Source organism: Streptomyces sp. NPDC104313 (assembly GCF_055583985.1).
The window spans coordinates 53,584-77,119 of sequence record NZ_JBVJMW010000001.1; the positions used below are offsets into that span (position 1 = coordinate 53,584).

At 70.9% G+C, this 23,536-nt stretch carries 19 protein-coding genes; 9 read left to right on the plus strand and 10 right to left on the minus strand.

The features are described 5' to 3' along the window. Positions 1-38: 38 nt before the first annotated feature. Positions 39-1,013, minus strand: coding sequence for a slipin family protein (locus ACZ60Q_RS00240; protein WP_469626113.1), 975 nt, complete (start codon positions 1,011-1,013; stop codon positions 39-41). Positions 1,014-1,247: 234 nt separating this feature from the next. Here ACZ60Q_RS00240 and ACZ60Q_RS00245 point away from each other — a divergent pair, with 234 nt between their 5' ends. Beyond that, on the plus strand, positions 1,248-1,604 hold the full coding sequence (locus ACZ60Q_RS00245; protein WP_469626116.1) for a hypothetical protein: 357 nt from the start codon (positions 1,248-1,250) through the stop codon (positions 1,602-1,604). Positions 1,605-1,648: 44 nt separating this feature from the next. On the opposite strand, the gene ACZ60Q_RS00250 is transcribed toward ACZ60Q_RS00245, so the two are convergent. Further along, complete coding sequence (locus ACZ60Q_RS00250) at positions 1,649-2,347, minus strand: class I SAM-dependent methyltransferase (RefSeq protein ID WP_469626119.1); 699 nt, start codon at positions 2,345-2,347, stop codon at positions 1,649-1,651. A gap of 126 nt (positions 2,348-2,473) precedes the next feature. Here ACZ60Q_RS00250 and ACZ60Q_RS00255 point away from each other — a divergent pair, with 126 nt between their 5' ends. Next, positions 2,474-2,839, plus strand: a complete 366-nt coding sequence (locus ACZ60Q_RS00255) for a DUF6343 family protein (protein ID WP_469626121.1) — start codon at positions 2,474-2,476, stop codon at positions 2,837-2,839. A 90-nt stretch (positions 2,840-2,929) separates the two neighbouring features. Here the strand turns inward: ACZ60Q_RS00255 and ACZ60Q_RS00260 are convergent, their stop codons facing one another. The 3 genes from ACZ60Q_RS00260 to ACZ60Q_RS00270 form a co-directional block, all read right to left on the minus strand. Continuing rightward, complete coding sequence (locus ACZ60Q_RS00260) at positions 2,930-3,301, minus strand: tetratricopeptide repeat protein (RefSeq protein ID WP_469626124.1); 372 nt, start codon at positions 3,299-3,301, stop codon at positions 2,930-2,932. 110 nt (positions 3,302-3,411) lie between these two features. Continuing rightward, positions 3,412-4,014: a dephospho-CoA kinase gene (gene coaE, locus ACZ60Q_RS00265; RefSeq protein ID WP_469626127.1), complete on the minus strand. Its 603-nt coding sequence runs from the start codon at positions 4,012-4,014 to the stop codon at positions 3,412-3,414. 31 nt (positions 4,015-4,045) lie between these two features. Next, the gene (locus ACZ60Q_RS00270) at positions 4,046-4,984 is read right to left on the minus strand and encodes a PAC2 family protein (protein WP_469626129.1); all 939 of its coding nucleotides are present in this window, start codon (positions 4,982-4,984) and stop codon (positions 4,046-4,048) included. A gap of 344 nt (positions 4,985-5,328) precedes the next feature. Between ACZ60Q_RS00270 and ACZ60Q_RS00275 the strand changes: the two genes are divergently transcribed. Continuing rightward, on the plus strand, positions 5,329-6,288 hold the full coding sequence (locus tag ACZ60Q_RS00275) for a right-handed parallel beta-helix repeat-containing protein (RefSeq protein WP_469626132.1): 960 nt from the start codon (positions 5,329-5,331) through the stop codon (positions 6,286-6,288). A gap of 102 nt (positions 6,289-6,390) precedes the next feature. Here the strand turns inward: ACZ60Q_RS00275 and rpsA are convergent, their stop codons facing one another. Next, positions 6,391-7,914, minus strand: a complete 1,524-nt coding sequence (gene rpsA / locus ACZ60Q_RS00280; protein WP_097963511.1) for a 30S ribosomal protein S1 — start codon at positions 7,912-7,914, stop codon at positions 6,391-6,393. Between the two features lie 409 nt (positions 7,915-8,323). On the opposite strand from rpsA, the gene ACZ60Q_RS00285 reads away from it, so the two are divergent. Continuing rightward, positions 8,324-9,154 (plus strand): class I SAM-dependent methyltransferase, encoded by an 831-nt coding sequence (locus ACZ60Q_RS00285; RefSeq protein WP_469626135.1) that lies wholly within the window; start codon positions 8,324-8,326, stop codon positions 9,152-9,154. A gap of 60 nt (positions 9,155-9,214) precedes the next feature. Then, positions 9,215-11,728 (plus strand): ATP-dependent helicase HrpB, encoded by a 2,514-nt coding sequence (gene hrpB, locus ACZ60Q_RS00290; protein ID WP_469626138.1) that lies wholly within the window; start codon positions 9,215-9,217, stop codon positions 11,726-11,728. Here the strand turns inward: hrpB and pgfA are convergent. From pgfA to ACZ60Q_RS00305, 3 genes are all read right to left on the minus strand, one after another. Then, positions 11,725-12,681 (minus strand): cell envelope lipid trafficking protein PgfA, encoded by a 957-nt coding sequence (gene pgfA / locus ACZ60Q_RS00295; protein WP_469626141.1) that lies wholly within the window; start codon positions 12,679-12,681, stop codon positions 11,725-11,727. The two genes, hrpB and pgfA, sit on opposite strands and share 4 nt — an antisense overlap. A 26-nt stretch (positions 12,682-12,707) precedes the next feature. Continuing rightward, positions 12,708-12,845, minus strand: coding sequence for an SPW_0924 family protein (locus tag ACZ60Q_RS00300; RefSeq protein ID WP_107085744.1), 138 nt, complete (start codon positions 12,843-12,845; stop codon positions 12,708-12,710). Positions 12,846-13,000: 155 nt separating this feature from the next. Further along, the gene (locus tag ACZ60Q_RS00305; RefSeq protein ID WP_469626145.1) at positions 13,001-14,809 is read right to left on the minus strand and encodes a lytic transglycosylase domain-containing protein; all 1,809 of its coding nucleotides are present in this window, start codon (positions 14,807-14,809) and stop codon (positions 13,001-13,003) included. 188 nt (positions 14,810-14,997) lie between these two features. Between ACZ60Q_RS00305 and ACZ60Q_RS00310 the strand changes: the two genes are divergently transcribed. Then, entirely contained in the window at positions 14,998-15,876 is an 879-nt protein-coding gene (locus ACZ60Q_RS00310; RefSeq protein ID WP_469626147.1) for a DUF4184 family protein, read from the plus strand. A gap of 48 nt (positions 15,877-15,924) precedes the next feature. Here ACZ60Q_RS00310 and polA read toward each other — a convergent pair whose 3' ends face one another. After that, positions 15,925-18,636: a DNA polymerase I gene (gene polA / locus ACZ60Q_RS00315; RefSeq protein ID WP_469626150.1), complete on the minus strand. Its 2,712-nt coding sequence runs from the start codon at positions 18,634-18,636 to the stop codon at positions 15,925-15,927. A 132-nt stretch (positions 18,637-18,768) separates the two neighbouring features. Between polA and ACZ60Q_RS00320 the strand changes: the two genes are divergently transcribed. The 3 genes from ACZ60Q_RS00320 to ACZ60Q_RS00330 all read left to right on the plus strand — a co-directional run bounded on the left by ACZ60Q_RS00320 (position 18,769) and on the right by ACZ60Q_RS00330 (position 23,482). Next, positions 18,769-21,093, plus strand: a complete 2,325-nt coding sequence (locus ACZ60Q_RS00320) for an FdhF/YdeP family oxidoreductase (RefSeq protein ID WP_469626153.1) — start codon at positions 18,769-18,771, stop codon at positions 21,091-21,093. Positions 21,094-21,165: 72 nt separating this feature from the next. Then, complete coding sequence (locus ACZ60Q_RS00325) at positions 21,166-21,636, plus strand: PaaI family thioesterase (protein ID WP_469626156.1); 471 nt, start codon at positions 21,166-21,168, stop codon at positions 21,634-21,636. 634 nt (positions 21,637-22,270) lie between these two features. Further along, positions 22,271-23,482, plus strand: a complete 1,212-nt coding sequence (locus ACZ60Q_RS00330) for a branched-chain amino acid ABC transporter substrate-binding protein (protein ID WP_469627933.1) — start codon at positions 22,271-22,273, stop codon at positions 23,480-23,482. Positions 23,483-23,536 lie beyond the last annotated feature (54 nt).

Genomic DNA, 23,536 nt, shown 5'->3' on the forward strand with positions numbered 1-23,536 from the left:
CTGTGCCAGGTCCCGCCCCGCAGCTGCGTCCAGCACGCTCAGTGATGGGCGAACGGTTTGGAGGAGGACGGTTCGGAATCCGTCGGTGCGGTCGAGGGGGCCGCTGCGGCCCCTTCTTCGGGTACCCGCCCTTCGAGCGCCTCCGCCTCCGGAGGCGGTGATCCTTCTTCCGAGGACAGCGGGGGCCGCTCGGCCGCGCCGTTCGCCGACGCCTGCCCACCCGCCCGCCCCGTGTCCGTTCCCTCCGCCGTCGGCTGCTGCGCGCGCTCCAGGAACCGGAGCAGCTCCACCGGGAAGGGCAGCACCAGCGTGGAGTTCTTCTCCGCCGCGACGGCGACGATGGTCTGCAGCAGCCTCAGCTGGAGCGCGGCGGGCTGCTCGGACATCTCCCCGGCCGCCTGGGCCAGCTTCTTCGAGGCCTGGAGCTCCGCGTCGGCGTTGATCACCCTGGCGCGGCGCTCCCGGTCGGCCTCCGCCTGGCGGGCCATGGAACGCTTCATGGTCTCCGGCAGCGAGACGTCCTTGATCTCCACCCGGTCGATCTGCACGCCCCAGCTGACCGCCGGACTGTCGATCATGACCTCCAGCCCTTCGTTCAGCTTCTCGCGGTTGGAGAGCAGGTCGTCCAGGTCGCTCTTGCCGATGATCGACCGGAGCGAGGTCTGGGCCATCTGCGAGACGGCGAACCGGTAGTCCTCCACCGCGATGACGGCGCTCGTCGGGTCGACCACCTTGAAGTAGATGACGGCGTCCACGCGGACGGTGACGTTGTCCCGCGTGATGCCGTCCTGGGCGGGCACGGGCATGGTGACGATCTGCATGTTGACCTTGCGCAACCGGTCCACCCCCGGCACGACCATCGTGAGGCCGGGCCGCCGCACGTCGTCCCGCAGTCTGCCGAGGCGCAGCACCACACCGCGCTCGTACTGCCGGATCACCCGCGCCGAGGAGGCCGCGTACAGCGCTCCCGCGCAGAGCACGACCACCAACGCGATCACCAGGAATTCAACCATTGCAGCCCCCTCGGAGGAGTGGGAGCGGACGCATGCCCGACTGCATAACATCCCTACGCACCTTATGCCCCATTTGGCCGCATAGTGAACCTCATCGAATCCCTGGCTCGCCCGGTCGGCCGCGCGCCGGATGCCGGGGCCCCGCCCGGCGGGCAGGGTGGCCAGCGCCAGCACGTCTCCCCCGACGTGCCCCACCGCCGGACGAGCACCGGACGAGCAGACGAGGACCCGCCCATGTCCGTGACCGCCACCGTTCCCCGCCGACACCGCCGCCTCGGGATCGCCGCCGGAGCCTCGCTCCTCGCCCTCGCCGTCTCGGGCTGCTCCGGGCTCGGCCGCACCGCGGTGGGCCAGGTGACGTACACGACGGAGCGCGAAGCGGTGCTGCAGGTGAACAGCCCGCCGGTACGCGGCTGCCACCGGATCGCCCCGGCGGGGGCCCACGAGGTGGAGAACGGGACGCTGGTCGACGTCGTCCTGTACCGCACTCGCGACTGCACGGGCGGCAGGACGACGTACGTACCGACCCGCTTCAGCGATGTGACGGCGCCGGGCAGCGGTCCGTGGCGCAGCTACAGCTTCGTGCACTGAGCGACAGGGACGGACGGCGACGGGAGCCGGCCGGCCGCGGCCCCTCAGAGCACGGGGCGGGCCAGCAGCCAGGTGCCGTCATCGGTGAGGGCGCGGTCCACGGCGAGTCCGGCCACTTCCAGGTGCCGGGCGAGGTCCCCGTCGGACAGCTCCCGCGACAGGAACGTCTGCGTCCACCGGGCGTCGTCGAAGTGATACTCCACGCGCACGGAGCGCACACCGTCGCCCACCGGATCCGCGGAGACGATCCGGATCAGGCCGCCGGACGGGTCGGTCCGCTCCCACGGCAGCTCCGAGCGGTGCGCGCCCCCTTCGCGCTGCACGAGGACGATCCCGTCGTCCCGCACATGGTCACGGCAGACGCGCAGCATCCCGTCACGCACCCGGTGCTCGCCCGCGTGGACCAGGAAGGAGCCGAGCAGCACCACGTCGAACCGCTCGCCGCCCAGATCCAGCGACTCGATGGGGCTCCGCACCCTGCGCGCCCCCACGACTGCCTCCAGCATCTCCGGCGACTCGTCCACCGCCGTCACACGGAACCCGCGCCGCACCAGCGGATGTGTCACCCGGCCCGCCCCGCAGCCCAGTTCGAGAATGCTCGCCCCGGCGGGGGCCACGCCCGCGATCACGTCCGGCTCCTCACCGACGGACAGTCGGCGATACAGCTCGACCGCGCACCCGTCCGGCGTGATGGCTCCGGGGCCGGTCCCTTCGTACCCCTCGCGTACCAGAGATTCGCTCATGAAGGACGAACGAGCCGTCACCGAGCGAGGTTCCCCACCCATCACGCCGGGTCAGCACCGGAGCTCGCAGCGTCATGCCCCTCCCTTGTGCGCCGCGTTCTGTTCCGTACGCCGTCGGGCGGGTCCATGCTGGGGAGTGAGGTGGTCGCCATGCGTACCGGCAGTGAACCCGCGACCGCCCGCAGTCCGCTGCGGATGCGGCTCTGGCTGAGCCTGTGGGGGATACTCTGGGCGCTCTTCGGCCTGGTGGCGTTCTCCCTGACCGGACGGCCGGGCTGGGCGGCGGCCTGCGCGGCGGTGCTGCTGCTCGCGATCCTCGACCTCTGCGTAATCACGTACCGCATACGCCAGGGCTCGCGCTATCAGCCGGGCCGCGATGTCCCGCCGTATCAACCGGACCACGACGACGACCGTCCGCATCGGCCGGGGCCCGGCAGGCACAGCGGCTGGAAGAACGGAGGCCGGGCCGGTCCTTCCTCGGGACACTCCTAGGGCGTCCGGACCCCGTCGACCGGGTCCGCCGGGCCCCGGACACCGTCGGCCCGCTCCGTGACACCATCGGCACACCGTCGGCCCGGTCGCTCAGCCCTGCTCGTCGAACTTCGCGGCCCGGAGGTACTCCGGCTTCGGGTCGAGCGCCGCCGCCAGGCGGAAGTGCCGGGTCGCCCGCTGGGGACGGTCGGCCCGCTCGAAGGTGCGGGCCAGGGCGAAGTGGGCGAACGCGCTGTCCGGCTCACTCTCCAGCACGAGCTCGAATTCCAGCTCGGCGGGACGCAGTTGGGCGGCGGCGAAGAAAGCACGGGCCCGGAGCAGCCGGGCGGTGGTGTGCTCCGGGTGCGCGGCGATCACCGAGTCGAGGATGCCCCACGGCACCCCGGGGGGGTCCCGGGCGTCGAGCAACTGCCCGGCCGCCGGGAAGTCGATGACGTGGGTCTGCGGATCGCTCTCGGGCACGGTCGCGTCCTTCCCTTCCCTCACGGGTTTCCCACCGTCACGGGTTTCCCACCGTCCGCCCCGGAGCCGGTACTCCGGTACATCCGGCCGGGGCGTCCCCGTACGCGGACTCAGCGGGCGGCAGCTCTGCGGACCAACTCGTCCCAGACCGTGCGGACCTGCGGTTCCAGCGCCTCCAGCGGCCCGTCATTGTCCACGATCAGGTCGGCGACGGCCCGGCGCTGGTCACGGGTGGCCTGTGCGGCCATCCTGGCACGTGCGTCGGACTCCGTCATTCCACGCAGCGTGACAAGCCGGTCGAGCTGGGTCCCGGCGGAGGCGTCGACGACCACGACCAGGTCGTAGAGGGGGGCGAGCCCGTTCTCCGTGAGGAGGGGGACGTCGTGGACGACGACGGCGTCCTCGGGGGCCGCCCGTTCCCGTTCGGCCGCGCGGGCGCCGACCAGGGGGTGGACGATCGCGTTGAGCGCCGCCAGACGCCCGGCGTCGGCGAAGACGAGCGCGCCGAGTGCCGGGCGGTCCAGAGCGCCTTCGGCGGTCAGGACACCCGGCCCGAACTCCTCGACGACGGCGGCGAGTCCGGGAGTACCCGGCTCGACGACCTCACGGGCGATCCGGTCGGAGTCGATCAGGACGGCGCCGTACTTCACGAGCAGTCGCGACACTTCGCTCTTACCGGCGCCGATGCCGCCGGTCAGGCCCACTTTCAGCATGGGCCGCAGCCTACGGGCCGGGCGGGGGCGCTCAGCCCTCGCCCTCCCGCTCGGCGAGGAAGCGCTCGAACTCGCGGCCGATCTCGTCGGCGGACGGCAGGTCGACCGGCTCGGCGACGAGGTTGCCGCGCGTCTCGGAGCCGGCGACGGCGTCGTACTGGTGCTCCAGCCCCTCGACGAGGGAGATCAGCTCCTGGTCACCCTGGCCGATCTGCCGGTCGATCTCGGTCTGGGTGCGGTGCGCCTCGGTGCGCAGGGAGTGCGCGAGCGCGGGCAGCACGAGACCCGTCGCCGCGGTGATCGCCTCCAGCGCGGTCAGTGCCGCGTCCGGGTAGGAGGACCTGGCGACGTAGTGCGGGACGTGGGTGGCGACCCCGAGGACATCGTGGCCGGACTCCATCAGCCGGTACTCGACGAGGGCCTCGGCCGAACCGGGCACCTGGGCCTCGTCGAAGGGGCTGCGGTGGCCCGGCATCAGGTCGGTGCGGTTGCCGTGCGGGGTGATGCCGACGGGGCGGGTGTGCGGGACGCCCATCGGGATGCCGTGGAAGTTCACCGTGAGCCGGACGCCGAGGCGCTCGACGATCTGCTCGACGGCGGCGGCGAACCGCTCCCACTCGACGTCCGGCTCCGGGCCGGACAGCAGCAGGAAGGGCGCTCCGGTGGCGTCCTGGACCACCCGCACCTGAAGGGCCGGGGCCTCGAAGGACGTCCAGCGGTCGCGCCGGAAGGTGAGCAGGGGGCGCCGTGCGCGGTAGTCGACGAGCCGGTCGTGATCGAAGCGCGCGACGACCTGGTGCGGCAGCGCTTCGAGCAGGCCGTCGACGATCTGCTCGCCGGTCTCGCCCGCGTCCATGTAGCCGTCGAAGTGGTAGAGCATGACCAAGCCGGCCGACTCCTGCGCCAGCGCCATGTCGACGACGGCCAGGCCCTTCGGCTCCCATTCGTACAAACTCTGCGGATCAAGCACGGTTACCGCTCCTCCTCGTATTCCTTGGAAACAACACGAGGGGTGACACGCGCATTCCCCGCACCCGGATCTTTCCCCGGTGAGGACGGTTCACGGCGCGTCAGCAGCCCATACCGCAGGAGCGGTTCGGCCTCGCCGGTACCACCGGCATCACCGGCATCACCGGCATCACCGGCATCACCGGCCGATCCTGGTCCAGACCTTGACGCACCCCGCCGCCATCCCTACCGTCGCTGGGCAACGCTCGTTCAGACACGCGCCCCATATTCATGTACGAGAACCGAATGGGAACGTATCCGCACGAGAGAACAGCTGGACGACTCCTCCGACGGGAAGGCACCCCCATGCGCAGCCGCTCCCCCCTCACCGTCCTGCTCGCCGCCACCCTGGCCGCCGGCACTCTCACCCTGGCAGGCGCCGGGCCCGCGACCGCCGCGGTCATCGAGGTCAGCACCGCGGCCCAGCTCAAGTCGGCGCTCACCACCGTCTCCCCCGGTGACACGATCCGGCTCGCCGACGGCACGTACACCGGGAACTTCAAGGCCACACGGCCCGGCTCCTCCGGGGCGCGGATCACCCTCACCGGCTCCAGCAGGGCGGTCCTGACCGCGGGCGGCGGCTACGGGCTGCACCTGAACGGCGCCTCGTACTGGACCGTCCGGGGCGTCACGGTCAAGGGCGGCCAGAAGGGCATCATGACCGACGCGGCGAACGGTGTCGTGATCGACTCGGTGACCGTGCACGACCTCGACATGGAAGGCGTCCACTTCCGTGCCTCCAGCAACGACGGCGTTCTGAAGAACTCCCGGATCTACGACACCGGGCAGAACGGACGCGGCATGGGCGAGGGCGTGTACGTCGGTTCGGCCGGCGGCCTCTCCGACCGCAGCGACAACGCACAGATCCTGAACAACATCATCGGCCCCGGTGTCGGCGGCGAGAGCATCGACATCAAGGAGGGCACGACCGGCGCGAGGATCATCGGCAACACCTTCGACGGCGACGGGCTGACCGGCGCCAACTACGACGACTCCTGGGTCGATGTGAAGGGCAACGACGTCCTGGTCGAGGGCAACAAGGGCTCACGCACCACCAACAACGGCTACGAGACCCACACCCAGCAGAGCGGCTGGGGCTGTGGCACCGTCTTCCGCGACAACGCCTCGAACCTCTCCGGGGCCACCGGCGACAAGCGACTCGCCGTCAACGTCACCAACAGCGGTTCCGACTGCCGCACCACCGTGTACGCGAGCAACACCGTCACCGGCGGCAAGGGGCTGACCAACATCGCCGTCACCCCCTGACCGCCCCGCCCCGCGAACACGAGTGAGGCCCGCCCCCGAAGGGACGGGCCTCACTTACCGCTTTACAGCTACCGCAGCCGATGAGCCGCCGGGGTCAGAGCGTCAGCTCTGGCCGCCCGCGAGCTTCTCGCGCAGCGCGGCAAGGGCCTCGTCCGACGCCAGGGCGCCGGAGTTGTCCGCCGACTCCGAGGAGTAGGAGCCGCCGCCGCCACCGCCACCGCTGCCACCGGAGGCGGCCGGAGCAGCACCGGCCGGGGCAGCAGCGCCCTCGGCCGCAGCAGCCTCGTCGGCCTCGCGGGACTTGATGACCTGGGCCTGGTGCTGCTCGAAGCGCGTCTGCGCCTCGGCGTACTGGGTCTCCCAGACCTCGCGCTGCGCCTCGAAGCCCTCGAGCCAGTCGTTGGTCTCGGGGTCGAAGCCCTCGGGGTAGATGTAGTTGCCCTGGTCGTCGTACGACGCGGCCATGCCGTACAGCGTCGGGTCGAACTCGACCGAGGCCGGGTCGCCACCGAAGGACTCGTTGGCCTGCTTCAGCGAGAGGCTGATGCGACGACGCTCGAGGTCGATGTCGATGACCTTGACGAAGATCTCGTCGTTGACCTGGACGACCTGCTCCGGGATCTCCACGTGGCGCTCGGCCAGCTCGGAGATGTGGACCAGACCCTCGATGCCCTCGTCGACGCGGACGAACGCGCCGAAGGGAACGAGCTTGGTGACCTTACCCGGGACGACCTGACCGATCTGGTGCGTCCGGGCGAACTGCTGCCACGGGTCTTCCTGCGTCGCCTTGAGCGACAGGGAGACGCGCTCGCGGTCCATGTCGACGTCGAGAACCTCGACGGTGACTTCCTGGCCGACCTCGACAACCTCGGAGGGGTGGTCGATGTGCTTCCAGGACAGCTCGGAAACGTGCACGAGACCGTCGACGCCACCCAGGTCCACGAAGGCACCGAAGTTGACGATCGAGGAGACGACGCCGGAGCGGACCTGACCCTTCTGCAGGGTGGTGAGGAACGTCTGGCGAACCTCGGACTGGGTCTGCTCGAGCCAGGCACGGCGGGACAGGACCACGTTGTTGCGGTTCTTGTCCAGCTCGATGATCTTGGCCTCGAGCTCCTTGCCCACGTAGGGCTGGAGGTCGCGGACGCGACGCATCTCGACGAGCGACGCCGGCAGGAAGCCACGGAGGCCGATGTCGAGGATGAGACCACCCTTGACGACCTCGATGACGGTACCGGTGACGATGCCGTCCTCTTCCTTGATCTTCTCGATGGTGCCCCAAGCACGCTCGTACTGAGCGCGCTTCTTCGAGAGAATCAGGCGGCCTTCCTTGTCCTCCTTCTGGAGAACCAGGGCCTCGATCTCGTCGCCGACCTTGACGACCTCGTTCGGGTCGACGTCGTGCTTGATCGAGAGCTCGCGGCTCGGGATGACACCTTCGGTCTTGTAACCGATGTCGAGGAGAACTTCGTCCCGGTCAACCTTGACGATGACACCGTCAACGATGTCGCCGTCGTTGAAGTACTTGATCGTCTCGTCGATCGCCGCGAGGAACGCGTCCGCGTCGCCGATGTCGTTGACCGCAACCTGCGGAGTGGTGGCGGTGGTCTCGGTGCTGCTCGTCATGTGGGAAAGGGCTCCGGTACGGACAGAGAGTCGTAGGTACTGCTACGCCGAAAGCCCGTATCGCCTCTGCAGAAGCCGGACAGCCTGGAAAGCGCGCAATCCGTTTCCGGAGAGACGCCTCGACAACCGAGGGGACATACAACAGACGCGAGCGCGGCCTGCTAGGTCTGAGGCGCGCAGGCTCGCAGCGCAACTTGTAGCATACGGGGGCAGCCGGACAGGGTCAATGCGCGAAGGCGCACACCCGGGGCACATCGCCCCAATTCCGGCACAACTCGTGTTCCCCGAGGCCACATCGGCCCGAGAACACTACGGCACAGGGTCGCGGACGCGCGTCCGTACCCCCGGGGTGCGCCCCCTGGTACGTACCGCGCGCGACGGGTGAAGGCAAACTACAACGACGGGCACGATGAGCCAAGAGATCCACGGGACCCACTCCGCAGAACCCGCAGAGCCCGAGGCCACGCGCCGCGCGGCGGACGGGGCGGAGAGCAGCCGGGCCAGCCGCGGCTGGTGGGACCGGAACGCCGACACCTACCAGAGCGACCACGGCGGCTTCCTGGGGGACGATCGTTTCGTCTGGGGTCCGGAAGGGCTGGACGAGGCGGACGCCGCCCTGCTGGGGCCGGCCGCCTCCCTCAGGGGTCTGGACATCCTGGAGATCGGCGCCGGCGCCGCCCAGTGCTCGCGCTGGCTGGCCGGCCGGGGCGCCCGCCCGGTCGCGCTCGACCTCTCCCACCGCCAGCTCCAGCACGCCCTGCGGATCGGCGGGGACGTACCCCTGGTCGAGGCCGACGCGGGCCGGATCCCGTTCCGGGACGGGTCCTTCGACCTGGCCTGCTCCGCGTACGGGGCGGTGCCGTTCGTCGCCGACCCCGTGCGGGTCTTCCGCGAGGTCCACCGGGTGCTGCGGCCCGGCGGGCGCTGGGTGTTCTCCGTGACGCACCCGATCCGCTGGGCGTTCCCGGACGAGCCCGGGCCCGAGGGGCTGTCCGTCGCCGCCTCCTACTTCGACCGCGTCCCCTATGTCGAGCAGGACGAGGACGGCGAAGCCCTCTATGTGGAACACCACCGCACACTGGGCGACCGGGTCCGGGACGTGGTGGCGGGCGGCTTCCGGCTGGTCGACCTGGTCGAACCGGAATGGCCCGCCTGGAACAGCCAGGAGTGGGGCGGCTGGTCCCCGCTGCGTGGCAACCTGATCCCGGGCACGGCGATCTTCGTCTGCGAGCGGGGCTGAGCCGCTGACCGGCCGGGGTGCGCGCAGACCTTCAGGACACTCCCGTACGACACTGGGGGCGTGATCCGCACCGACGCCCTGGACCGACTGCCCGTCCGCACCGCCGTGCCCGCCCTGCGGCGCGCGCTCGACGACCGGGGCGTCGCCGTCCTGTGCGCCCCGCCCGGCACCGGCAAGACGACGCTCGTCCCGCTGGTGCTGGCCGGGCTGACCGGCCAGGGCCCGGTGCGCCGGGTCGTGGTCGCCGAGCCGCGCCGGATCGCCGCGCGGGCGGCGGCGCGGCGGATGGCCTGGCTGCTGGGCGAGCGGCCGGGCGGCCGGATCGGCTTCACGGTGCGCGGCGAGCGCGTGGTGGGGCGGGACACGGTGGTGGAGGTCGTGACCACCGGGGTGCTGCTCCAGCGGCTCCAGCGGGACCAGGAGCTGGCCGGGGTGGACACGGTGATCATCGACGAGTGTCACGAGCGGCACCTGGACGCCGACACGGTCGCCGCGTTCCTCCTGGACGTACGGGAGGCGATCCGGCCCGATCTGCGGCTGGTGGCGGCGTCCGCGACGACGGACGCGCAGGGCTGGGCGCGGCTGCTCGGCGACGCCCCGGTGATCGAGGCCGAGGGCGTCTCGCATCCGGTGGAGGTGCTCTGGGCGCCGCCCGCCCGTCCGGTGAAGCCGCCGCACGGGATGAGGGTGGACCCTGCCCTGCTGACGCATGTGGCGGCGACCGTGCGGCGGGCGCTCGGTGAGCGGGAGGGGGACGTGCTCTGCTTCCTGCCCGGCGTCGGGGAGATCGGGCGGGTGGCCGGGCAGCTCGCGGGCGTGGACGCGGAGGTGCTCCAGGTGCACGGGCGGGCTCCGGCCGCCGTGCAGGACGCGGTGCTGGCCGGGTCCTTCGAGAGGCGGCGGGTGGTGCTGGCGACCTCGGTGGCGGAGTCGTCGCTGACGGTGCCGGGCGTGCGGGTGGTCGTCGACTCGGGGCTCGCCCGGGAACCCCGTACCGACCATGCCCGGGGGCTGAGCGCCCTGAGCACCGTACGGGCCTCCCGGGCGGCCGGGCGGCAGCGTGCCGGGCGGGCGGGGCGGGAGGCTCCGGGGGCGGTGTACCGGTGCTGGGACCAGGCCGAGGACGGACGGCTCGCGCGCTTCCCCTCGCCCGAGATCAAGGTCGCCGACCTCGCCGCCTTCGCGCTCCAGGCGGCGTGCTGGGGCGATCCGGACGCCTCCTCGCTCGCACTGCTCGACCCGCCGCCCGCCGGGGCGATGGGCGCCGCCCGGGAGGTACTGGAGGCGATCGGCGCGGTGGACGACGGGGGCCGGGTCACCGAGCGCGGTGCCCGGATGTCCCGGCTCGGGCTGCATCCCCGGCTGGCGCGGGCCCTGCTGGACGGCGCCCGGGAGGCCGGGGCGCGGCGGGCCGCGGAGGTGGTGGCACTGCTGAGCGAGGAGCCGCCGAGGGAGTACGGGGACGATCTCGCGGCGGCGCTGCGGACCGCCCGCCGGGGCCAGGACGGGTACGCGGCGCGCTGGAAGCAGGAGGTGCGCCGGCTGTCGTCGTCGCTGGGCGGCGGCTCCCCCGGTACCGGGAAGGGCGGCTCGGACGACGCCGTCGTCGGACTCGTGGCCGCGCTGGCGTTTCCGGAGCGGGTGGCGCGGGCCCGGGGCGACGGGACCTTCCTGATGGCGTCGGGCACGGGCGCGGAGCTGCGGGACGCCTCGCGGCTGCGCAGCGCGCCCTGGCTGGCCGTGGCGGTCGCGGACCGGCCCTCCCACGCGGCGTCGGCGCGGGTCCGGCTGGCAGCGGTCATCGACGAGCCCACCGCGCTGCTGGCCGCCGGGCATCTGCGGGTGCGGGGCGAGGAGGTCCGGTGGGTGGACGGCGAGGTGGCGGCCCGGTCGGTGGACCGGCTGGGGGCGGTGGAGCTGGCGGTACGGCCACTGCGGCAGCCCGATCCGGAGCTGGTGCGCGGAGCCTTGGTGGAGGGGTTGCGGCGCGAGGGGCTCGGGCTGCTGCGGCGGACCCGGGACAGTGAGCAGTTGCGGCCGCGCCTGGCGTTCCTGCACCGGGTGCTGGGCTCACCGTGGCCGGACGTCTCGGACGAGGCGCTGCTCGCGGAGACCGGGGCGTGGCTGGAGCCGGAGCTGTCGCGGGCACGGCGGCGTTCCGATCTGGGCCGGATCGACGCGGGCCAGGCGTTGCGGCGGCTGCTGCCCTGGGCGACCGGGGAGGCCGCCCGGCTGGACGAGCTGGCGCCGGAGCGGATCGAGGTGCCGAGCGGCTCCCGCATCAGGGTCGAGTACGGCGGTGAGCAGCCCGTCCTGGCGGTGAAACTCCAGGAGTTGTTCGGGATGGGCGAGACGCCCCGGGCGGCCGGGGTGCCGGTCCTGGTGCACCTGCTCTCCCCCGCGGGACGGCCCGCGGCCGTCACGGCGGACCTGGCGTCGTTCTGGCAGGAGGGTTACCGGGCGGTGCGGGCGGAGCTGCGCGGCCGCTACCCGAAGCATCCGTGGCCGGAGGACCCCACGGCCGTAGCGGCGACGCGGTTCACCTCGGCGCGGCTCAGACGGCAGGGTTCCTAGGGACTCTCCGCCTGCCGGGAGCGGGCTTCCAGCCAGAGGGCGAGCGCGAGCAGCCCGATGCCGAGGCCGAGGAAGCCCCAGGGCAGGTACGAGGTGAGGAGGAGGACCAGGACGCGCTGGGACTTCACCAGGTCGACGGTGTCCGCGATGTAGTCCTCGCGCATCTTCACATGGCCGAAGAACGCGGTGACGGTGTCCTTGGACATGCCCATCTTCTTGGCGTCGCGCAGTTCTTCCGTGTGGATCTCCTCGCCGTTGACGGGGGCTCCGGTGACGGGGTCGACCCAGAACATGCGCTTCGTGGTGTACCAGCGGGTCATGCCGGTCTGCGCGATCTGTTCGGCGGTGATGCCCTCGATGGGCATCTTCTTGGGCATCGGGACCTTGGTCCACGGGATGGTCTGCTCGAAGTAGTAGACCTCCAGGCCGCGGAAGGTGCGGGTGCCCTTGTAGTGGATGGGGGCGGTGGTGCGGCTCTGGGCGTCGAAGTACGCGTAGTCCCGTTTCTCGGTGAGGAAGGGCCACTTGTACTCGATGCCCTCGCGCCGGACCGGGTCGCCGTCGACCATCTCGCCGGTGGCGTTGACGGGGGCCTGGGTGTGGGCGTCGAAGATGTAGCGCTCGGGGATCTCGGAGACCATCTTGCCGTCGGGGCCCTGGATGTAGGAGAGCGCGTCCCAGACGACGACGTCGCGTCCGGCGCCGCGTTCGATCTTCTCGGACTCCTCCACGTTGCCCTTGAGCGTCTGGACGATGGTGACCTTCTCGACCTTCCTCGCCTTGAGGGTGGTGTAGTCGAGGAGGGTCGCGGGGGACGCCTCCAGGACGACTTCCTGGTACTGGTTCGGCGGGACCTTGGCCAGGCGCGGGAAGGCGTACCAGCGCAGCAGGGGTGACAGGGCGGCGAAGAACACGGCGAAGGCCAGGAGTACGAGAGCGGCTCGGCGGCGCATGGTGGTGACCTCTCCCTCTGCGGCGGCTATCTCTTCGGTCCCGGGACGGTGGTCAGCAGGGGTTTCGGCGAGGTCTCCCCGGCCGGGGAGCCGACGGCGGAGATGGTGAACACGAGCACGAGGGCGGCGGCCAGTCCGATGGCGGCGGCGACGAGGGCACGCATGCTCGGCCTCCCGGGACAGTGATCCGATGACGGCGACCTGATGGGTCGTCAGGGCTGGGGCACCGTAGCAACCGGGGCGCGAGATGAGAACACAGCGGACAGCCCCTCGGCCGGAGGGCCGAGGGGCTGTGCGGTGGCTGTGCGGTACGGCGGGGTCAGGCTCCGGGGGTTTGCGTCTCCTTCGGAGCGGCCTCCTCGGAGGCGGTCCCCTTCGGAGCGGTCCCCTCGGGGGCGGTCTTCTCCGGGGCGGTCTTCTCCGGGGCCTGAATGGTGAGTTCGATGACGACCGAGGCGCCACCCTCGGTGGTGAGGCGCAGCTTGAAGGTGCCCTCGGTGCCGTCAGCGAAGATCTCCGGGAGCCGGAGCACACCCTCGGCGTCCGTCGTCAGGGTGGTCAGGGTGCGCACCGGCTTGCCGGCCGCGTCCTTGAAGTACGGGCCCTTGTCGTTGTCGAAGAGCCCCAGGGGGTCCTTGACCATGGTGGCGGTGACGGCCACTCCGGCCGCGGCGGCGTCCTTGTACGTGGCCTTGACGGTCACGGCGTCCGCGAACTTCTCACCGGGTGCGGCGAGCAGCGCCTTCTCGTCGGTCCGGGCGATCGCGTCGGCCTGGCGGAGCGTGACGGTCGCCGCGTAGGTCAGGGTGCGCGGCCTGCCGGTGCCCGCGACGGCGGTCACCGTGAACTCCCCGGCCTTCTCGCCCGCCCGGAGATCCGGCGCGGTGGCGGTGCCGTCGGCCCCGGTCCGCACCGTGACGGTCTTCTTGCCGCCGGTGAAGAGCGTGCCGGTGTCCCCGGTGACGGTGAACGTGACGGGCACCTTGCCGAGCGGGGCACCGAGCGCGTTGCGGGCGAGGACGGCGACCCGCTCGTCGAACGTCCGGCCGGCGGTGGCGCGCAGCGGGCCGGTGCCCGCGTTCTCCAGGGAGCCGAAGGTATCGGCCGGCGTCGGCTTGGAGGTGGGCGGCTTGGAGGTGGGCGGCTTCGGCGTCGGGCCGGCGGTGCCGTCGCCGGGCTTCGAGGGACCCGGTCCCGGCTTGCCGCCCGGCTTGTCCGGGGAGGGCTTCGGGCCCGGAGTGGCGCCGGGGCCCGGGGTTCGCGGGTTCGGGCCCGGGGAGGAGCCGGAGGAGGTGCTCGGAGAGGTGGGCAGCGTTCCGGTGCCGTCGGGGATCTCGTGCGTACCGCGCTGGTAGTACGAGAACCAGGTGCGGACCGTACGCAGGTACTCCGTCGACCGGTTGTAGCTCAGCACGGCCTGGTCGAGGTCGGCGGCGATGGCCAGATCACGGTCGTTGGCGCAGAGGTAGCGGCCGGCGGCGAGCGCCGCGTCGTAGATGTTGTTGGGGTCCTTGCGGCCGTCGCCATTGGCGTCCTGGCCCCAGGAGGCCCAGGTCGACGGGATGAACTGCATCGGGCCGACCGCGCGGTCGTGGACCGCGTCACCGTCGTACGCCCCGCCGTCGGTGTCCTTGATCAGGGCGAAGCCCTGGCCGTTGAGCGCCGGGCCGAGGATCCGGGGGCTGGCGGTGCCGTTGGCGTCGACGCGCCCGCCGCGGGCCTGGCCGGACTCGACCTTGCCGATCGCCGCGAGAAGTTGCCAGGGCAGCCGACAACTCGGATCGGTGGTCGCGACGGTCCGCTCGGCCTGCTTGTAAGCGGCCAGGATCGACGCCGGAATGCCCGCTTCCGCACTGCCGGTCATCGGCAGCTTGCTGGAAGATCCGGGCTTGTCGGGGGTGACCAGGGGCGGAAGGTCCGTGTAGTAGGGCGAGTTACCGGTCGCGGCGCCGTCGTCCTCGGTGCTCGCGGTGTCCTCACCGGCCGCCTTCGGGTCGCCGCCACCGGCGGGTCCGTCGGCCAGGGTCACCGCGGGCGCCTGCGAGGCCGCAAGTGCCGCCACGGCGGCCGCCGCCACCGCGGTGGTCGTGGCCCCCCTGCGCAGACGTCGGCGAATGTGCGCTGCCATACGTTCCGGTCCCTCCCCCTCGAAGGCTGCTCGCGCTCCCCAGCGCAAGGACTCCAGCGACCCTACGGCAACTTGTGTTGCCCGAGCATCGGTCCCTGACCGCTTCTTACTGTTTTTTCACGTTCGCGGACGCATGTTGTCCTGCCGGCCACGGAAGAGTGCCCGAACGGTCCCGCATACTTGCCGCCATGCCGTTCACGCTCAGTCATGCCGCCGCCGTACTCCCGGCGATCCGCCGGAACGGGACGGCCCGGTGGCCGCTGTTCCCCTCCGCTCTCGTCGCCGGTTCGTTCGCGCCCGACATCACCTACTTCGCGGACACGGTGATCCCCGGGGCGATGGAGTTCGGGTCGTTCACGCACACCTTCCTCGGGGTGGTCACGGTGAACGTGGCCATCGCCGCGGTGCTGGTGATGGTGTGGGTCCTGCTGCGGGAGCCGTTGGCGGCGCTGCTGCCGGTACGCGTACGGGGCCGCGTCCACGCCTTCGTCCGGGGACAGCGGTGGACGCGGGCCTCCTTCGGGCCGTCCGCCTGGCTGTGGTTCGCCGTCTCCGGCGCACTGGGCGCGGCCACGCATGTGGTGTGGGACGCGTTCACCCACCACAGCAGGTGGGGGACGGAGCTGGTGCCGGTGCTCAGCCGCGACGTCGGCGGCTTCCCGGTGTTCCAGTTCGTCCAGTACGGCAGTTCGGCCCTGGCCCTCGTGGTCATCGGCTGGTTCGCCGTCACCGGGCTCCGGCTGACCCCGGCGGCCCCCGCACCCGAGGAGGTGCCGGTGCTCGACCGCCGGGAGAGGTGGGGCGCTCTCGGGCTGCTGGGCCTGTGCGTGCTGCTCGGCGCCGTCCACCGGTGCGCCCGCTGGTACGCCCACCACGGCCGGGTGGAGAACCCGCTCGACATCATCCCCACGGCCTGCTTCGGCGCGGGCGCCGGGCTGGCGGCCGGGCTGCTGCTGTACGGGGTGTGGATGCGACTGCCGCACCGCCGGGGCGGGACACCGGGTCCGGGCCGGACCGCGTCCGTGCCGGAGGCGTCCCGTACGGGAGTGTCCACCGACGGGAGGTAGGAACGCCGGAGGGGGCCCGCGACCACGTCGCCGGCCCCCTCCCCGCGGCTAGTGCGCGGCCGACTCCCAGTCCTTGCCGACGCCGACCGACACATCGAGCGGGGCGCGCAGCTCGACCGCGTGGGCCATCTCGTGGCGAAGGATCTCCTCGACCCGCTTCCGCTCACCCTTCGCGATCTCCAGGACGATTTCGTCATGGACCTGGAGCAGCATCCTCGAGGTCAACTCCGCCTCGGTCAGCGCCCGGTCCACCCGCAACATCGCCACCTTCACGATGTCCGCGGCCGTGCCCTGGATCGGGGCGTTGAGCGCCATCCGCTCGGCGGCCTCGCGGCGCTGACGGTTGTCGCTGTTCAGGTCGGGGAGATAGCGGCGGCGGCCGAGAATCGTCTCCGTGTACCCGGTGGCCCTGGCCTCCTCGACGACCCGGTGGAGATAGTCCCGCACCCCGCCGAACCGCTCGAAGTAGGTGTCCATCAGCACCCGGGCCTCGGCGGGGTCGATGTTCAGCTGCTGGGAGAGACCGAACGCGGACAGCCCGTAGGCCAGGCCGTAGGACATGGCCTTGATCTTGCGGCGCATCTCCGCGTCGACCGCGCCCTTCTCGACGCCGAAGACCTGCGAGGCGACCGTGGTGTGCAGGTCCTCGCCGGAGGCGAACGCCTCGATCAGCCCGGCGTCCTCGGAGAGGTGCGCCATCACCCGCAGCTCGATCTGGCTGTAGTCCGCCGTCATCAGCGTCTCGAAGCCCTCACCGACGACGAAGCCCCGGCGGATCGCCCGGCCCTCGTCCGTACGGACCGGGATGTTCTGCAGGTTGGGGTCGGTGGAGGAGAGCCGGCCGGTCGCCGCCACCGTCTGGTTGAAGGTGGTGTGGATCCGGCCGTCGGCCGCGACCGTCTTGATCAGGCCCTCGACGGTGACCCGCAGCTTCGCCTGCTCACGGTGGCGCAGCATCAGGACCGGCAGCTCGTGCTCGGTCTGCGCGGCCAGCCAGGCCAGCGCGTCCGCGTCCGTCGTATAGCCCGTCTTGGTCTTCTTCGTCTTCGGCAGACCCAGCTCGCCGAAGAGGATCTCCTGGAGCTGCTTGGGCGATCCGAGGTTGAACTCACGGCCCACCGCCGCGTGCGCCTCCTTGATCGCCTGCTGCACGGTCCCGGCGAACTGCTCCTCCATACCCTCCAGATGGGCCCGGTCCGCGGCGATCCCGTGCCGCTCCAGACGGGCCAGGAGGATCGACGTCGGAAGCTCCATGTCATGCAGCAGCTCCGCCGCGCCCACCTCCTTGAGGCGGGTGGTGAACGCATCGCCCAGGTCGAGCACGGCGCGGGCCTGCGCCATCAGGGCGTCCTGCTCGGCCCGGTCGTCCGCACCGAAGGCCAGCTGCCCGTCGGATGCGGCGGCCGGGGCCAGCTCCCGTCCCAGATACTCCACGGCCAGCGCGTCCAGCGCGAAGGAGCGGCGGCCCGGCTTCACCAGATACGCGGCGAGCGCGGTGTCCATCGTGACGCCTTCGAGCCGCCAGCCGTGCTCGGGAAGGACCCGCATCACGTTCTTCGCGTTGTGCAGGACCTTCGGCCGCGCCGGGTCCGACGCCCACGCGGCGAACGCCTGCTCATCGGCCTCCTCCAGCTGGGCCGGGTCCAGCCAGGCGGCGGCCCCGTCGGCGGCGGCGAGCGCGACCTCGGTGACCGCGCCGGCGCCCAGCGACCAGGTGTCCACCGTCATGACGCCGAGCGGCTGCGCCCCGTGCGCCTCCAGCCACGGGGCGACCTCGCCGGAGCCGAGCACGACCCCGTCCAGCTCGATACCGGCGGCGGGCGCGGGCGGCTCGGCCTCCGCCGCACCCGGGTCGACGGCGAGGAGGCGCTCGCGCAGGCTCGGGTTGCGGATCTCCAGTATGTCCAGGACACCGGTGACCGCCGTACGGTCGTACGGGGCACGCTCCAGCTCGGCCGGGGCCTTCGGCAACTCCACGTCACGGACCATCTCGGTCAGCACCCGGTTCATCTTCACCGCGTCCAGGTGGTCGCGGAAATTCTGCCCGGCCTTGCCCTTGACCTCGTCCGCCCGCTCGACCAGCTCGACGAACGAGCCGAACTGATTGATCCACTTCGCGGCCGTCTTCTCCCCCACTCCGGGAATGCCGGGAAGGTTGTCCGACGGGTCGCCGCGCAGGGCCGCGAAATCCGGATACTGCCGCGGGGTCAGCCCGTACTTCTCGACGACCTTCTCCGGGGTGAACCGGGTCAGCTCGGAGACCCCCTTGGTGGGGTACAGCACGGTCACGTTCTCCGTGATCAACTGGAAGGAGTCCCGGTCGCCGGTGACGATCAGCACCTCGAACCCGGCCGCCTCCGCCTGCGTGGCCAGCGTCGCGATGACGTCGTCCGCCTCGAAACCGTCCACCGCGAACCGGTCCGCGCGCATCGCGTCGAGCAGCTCGCCGATCAGCTCCACCTGCCCCTTGAACTCGTCGGGGGTCTTGGAGCGGTTCGCCTTGTACTCCGGGAACTCCCGCGCGCGCCAGGTCTTGCGGGACACATCGAACGCCACCGCGAAGTGCGTGGGCGCCTCATCACGCAGGGTGTTCGCCAGCATCGACATGAAGCCGTACACGGCATTCGTCGGCTGCCCCACCGCCGTCGTGAAATTCTCCGCGGGCAGGGCGAAGAACGCCCGGTACGCCAGGGAGTGCCCGTCCATGAGGAGCAGGCGCGGTCGGTTGTCTGCCGTCTTCTTCGATGCCGTCTCAGCCACGCCCCCGATCCTGCCACGGCCCACTGACAATCCGGACCGGCACGACATCCGGGGGCCGTGACAGGATCGACAGGAAGGACGTACGCAGGACGTAACCGACGTGGAAGCAAGCCCTCGGAGGGGAGCAGCATCATGGCCACCAAGCCGCCGACCGGTGACCCGGTCCAGGACGCCCCGCAGGTCGAGCCGGCCCCACACGCCGCCGCCGGACTGCCCGCGGTCGTCCACTCCCTGCGCATCGCGAAACAGCAGATGGGAGTACGCCGCACCGCACAGACCCTCCTCAAGGTCAACCAGAAGAACGGCTTCGACTGCCCCGGCTGCGCCTGGCCCGAGGGCGACAAGCGGCACACCGCCGAATTCTGCGAGAACGGCGCCAAAGCCGTCGCCGAGGAGGCGACGCTGCGCCGTGTCACCCCCGGCTTCTTCGCCGCCCACCCGCTGGCCGACCTCGCCGGACGCAGCGGATACTGGCTCGGCCAGCAGGGCAGGATCACCCAGCCGGTGTACCTCCCCGAAGGCGCCGACCGGTACGAGGCGGTGACCTGGGAGCGCGCCTTCTCGATCATCGCCGAGGAGCTGACCGCCCTCGACTCCCCCGACGAGGCCCTCTTCTACACCTCCGGCCGCACGAGCAACGAGGCCGCGTTCCTGCTCCAGCTCTTCGCCCGCGAGTTCGGCACCAACAACCTGCCGGACTGCTCCAACATGTGCCACGAGTCGTCCGGCTCGGCGCTCAACGAGACCATCGGCATCGGCAAGGGCAGCGTCTCCCTGGCGGACATCCACCAGGCCGACCTGATCATCGTCGCCGGACAGAACCCCGGCACGAACCACCCACGGATGCTGTCCGCCCTGGAGAAGGCCAAGACCGCCGGGGCGAAGATCATCTCGGTGAACCCACTGCCCGAGGCCGGCATGGAGCGGTTCAAGAACCCCCAGACCCCGCAGGGCATGATCCGGGGCACCACCCTCAACGACCTCTTCCTCCAGATCCGCATCGGCGGCGACCAAGCCCTCTTCCGCCTCCTCAACAAACTGATCCTCGCCACCGACGGCGCCGTCGACACCACGTTCGTCACCGAACACACCCACGGCTACGAAGAGTTCGCCAAGGCCGCCGAAACAGCCGACTGGGACGAGACCCTCACCGCCACCGGCCTCGCCCGCGCCGAGATCGAGCAGGCCCTCGCCCTCGTCCTCGCCTCGGAACGCACCATCGTCTGCTGGGCGATGGGCCTCACCCAGCACAAACACTCCGTGCCCACCATCCGCGAAGTCGTCAACTTCCTTCTCCTGCGGGGAAACATCGGCCGCCCCGGCGCCGGGGTCTGCCCGGTGCGCGGCCACTCCAACGTCCAGGGCGACCGCACCATGGGCATCTTCGAACGGCCCGCGCCGGCCTTCCTCGACGCCCTCGACAAGGAATTCGGCATCACCTCACCGCGCCACCACGGCCTGGACGTGGTGCGCTCCATCCAGGCACTGCGCGACGGCGAGGCGAAGGTCTTCTTCGCGATGGGCGGCAACTTCGTCGCGGCCACGCCCGACACCACCGTCACCGAGGCAGCGATGCGCCGCGCCCGCCTCACCGTCCACGTCTCGACCAAGCTCAACCGCTCCCACGCCGTGACCGGGACCCACGCCCTGATCCTGCCCACGCTCGGCCGCACCGACAAGGACGTCCAGGCGGGCGGCAAACAGTTCGTCACCGTCGAGGACTCCATGGGCATGGTCCACGCCTCACGCGGCAACCTCACCCCCGCGAGCCCTCAACTGCTCTCCGAGCCGGCCATCGTCGCCCGCCTCGCCCGCGCCGTCCTCGGCACCGGCTCCCGTACGGACTGGGAGGCCTTCGAGCGGGACTACGCCACCATCCGCGACCGCATCTCCCGCGTCGTCCCCGGCTTCGAGGACTTCAACACCCGCATCGCCGACCCCGGCGGCTTCACCCTCCCCCACGCCCCCCGCGACGAGCGCCGCTTCCCCACTGCCACCGGCCGCGCCAACTTCACCGCCGCCCCCGTCGAGTACCCCGAACTCCCCGACGGCAGGCTCCTGTTGCAGACGCTGCGCTCCCACGACCAGTACAACACCACCATCTACGGCCTCGACGACCGCTACCGGGGCATCAAAGGAGGCCGCCGCATCGTCATGGTCAACCCCGAGGACGCCGCCGACCTCGGCCTCACCGACGGCGCCTACACCGACCTCGTCAGCGAGTGGAAGGACGGCGTCGAGCGCCGCGCGGCCGGCTTCCGCGTCGTCCACTACCCCACCGCCCGGGGCTGCGCCGCCGCCTACTACCCGGAGACCAACGTCCTGGTCCCCCTCGACTCCACGGCGGACACCAGCAACACCCCCGCCAGCAAATCGGTCGTCGTCCGCTTCGAGAACATCCACCGACCCGGACCGGACCGGGCGCCCCGCACCGGACCACCCACGCAATCCCCCTAAGCGTTCGCTCAGCCGTCTGATAAGAACAGTGCAGACAGCAACGAACGAACGCACCGAAACGGAGCCGGATCCATGGGCGAGCACACCGCACCCCACTTCCCGCAGGAAGTCATCGACGAATACGCGGCACTCGGCGTCGACCTGCCCGCCCTCTTCTCCGCCGGCCACCTCGGCGAGCGCATGGGCGTGACCATCATCGAGGCCTCCGCCGACCGCGTCGTCGGCACCATGCCCGTCGAGGGCAACACCCAGCCCTACGGCCTCCTGCACGGCGGCGCCTCCGCCGTCCTCGCCGAAACACTCGGATCCATCGGCTCCATGCTCCACGGCGGAGCCTCCAAACTCGCCGTCGGCGTCGACCTCAACTGCACCCACCACCGGGGCGTCCGCAACGGACTCGTGACCGGCGTCGCCACCCCCGTACACCAGGGCCGCTCCACCGCCACGTACGAAATCGTCATCACCGACGAACAGGACAAACGGGTCTGCACCGCACGCCTCACCTGCCTGCTCCGCGACGCCCCCCACCCCAAAGCGGGCTGACCCCCACCACCGGCCACCCCTTCGGCCCACACGGCGAAACCCCACCTGCCCGACCAGAATCGCACCCTGTGCATTCCGGCCGGGCAGTTCCATATCCCCACCAAAGAAAGACAGTTGCCCAACACACTCGGTCAACTTCCTTGACGCAACGGCGCGTTCCATGAGCCACTCAGCAGCCACATCAGCCCCCACGCCCCCGGGGACCCAAGCACCGATGTAACACTGCGTAACGTGCAGGCGATGCGGAATCCAGCCGCACACCCCCGCCGCAGACACCCGGGAATCCTCGCCGCGCCCACCGCCGCCACCGCATCGCGTCAGCACCAAGATCACCCCAAGCCCCTTAGCAGAGCTGCGCGTTCTCACCATGTGGTCATTTCGCACTCCAGGCGAAACCCCCACACATCCTCACAGGAACCTCAAGCCTTGCTCAAGGGCATAACAAGAGAGTCACATCCGCCGCCGACCAGTCCCGGTGGCCCCCGGCTGCGCCTAGAGTCACCGCCAGTCACCGCGCCGCCGGGCGCGTCTGCCGCACGACCCTGCACCAAACCAGTACCGCCCGGCGACCGACACGGCACCTCAAGCAGAGGAGGCCGCGCCAGGGAAAGGACTTTTCGTGCGACACCGTTCTTTGCTCACACTCACCGCACTGCTCACCACCGGAGCACTCACCCTCACCGCCTGCGGTTCGCGCGACGACAGCAAGAACAACAGCGACGGCGGAGGCAACCAGACGGTCGTCATCGGCCTCGACGCCCCGCTCACCGGCGACCTGTCCGCCCTCGGCCTCGGCATCAAGAACTCCGCCGAACTCGCCGTCAAGACGGCCAACAAGGACAAGACCGTCCCCGGCGTCACCTTCAAGCTGGAGGCGCTCGACGACCAGGCCCAGCCCTCCGTCGGCCAGCAGAACGCCGTCAAGCTCATCGGCACCAAAGAGGTCCTCGGTGTCGTCGGCCCGCTGAACTCCGGCGTCGCCCAGTCGATGCAGAAGCCGCTCAACGACGCCAAGCTGACCCAGGTCTCCCCCGCCAACACCGGCACCGAGCTGACCCAGGGCAACGACTGGAAGACCGGCGCCAAGAAGCGCCCCTTCGCGTCCTACTTCCGCACCGCCACCACCGACCAGATCCAGGGCGCCTTCGCGGCCAAGTACCTCTTCGAAACTGCGAAGATCAAGGACGTCTACCTCATCGACGACCAGAAGCCCTACGGCGCCGGTCTCGCCGCCTCCTTCAAGGCGAAGTTCACCGAGCTCGGCGGCAAGATCGTCGGCACCGACCACGTGAACCCCGAGGACCGCGACTTCAACTCCGTCGCCACCAAGGTCAAGAGCTCCAAGGCCAAGGCCGTCTACTACGGCGGCGAGTACCCCGCCGGCGCCCCGCTGAGCCAGCAGATCAAGGACAGCGTCAAGATCCCCTTCATGGGCGGCGACGGCATGTACAGCGCCGACTTCATCTCCCTCAACAAGAAGGCCGAAGGCGACATCGCCACCTCCGTCGGCAAGCCCGTCGAGGAGCTCGAGTCCGCCAAGAAGTTCATCGCGGACTACAAGACGGCCGGCTACAAGGACGCCTACGAGGCCTACGGCGGCGGCACCTACGACGCCACCTGGTCCATCATCGAGGCCGTCAAGATCGTCGCCGCCGAGAACGACGGCAAGATCCCCGCGGACGACGGCCGCGCCAAGGTCCTCGCAGCCATGGACAAGGTCAAGTTCGAAGGCGTCACCGGCCCCGTCTCCTTCGACGAGTTCGGCGACACCACCAACACCCTGATGACCGCCTACCAGGTCACCAGCGGCAAGTGGGTCTCCAAGGCCAGCGGCACCGTCGAGTAACCACCGGCCGGGCCACGACCCCGCCACCATCACACAAAGCAACCAGACCGCGCG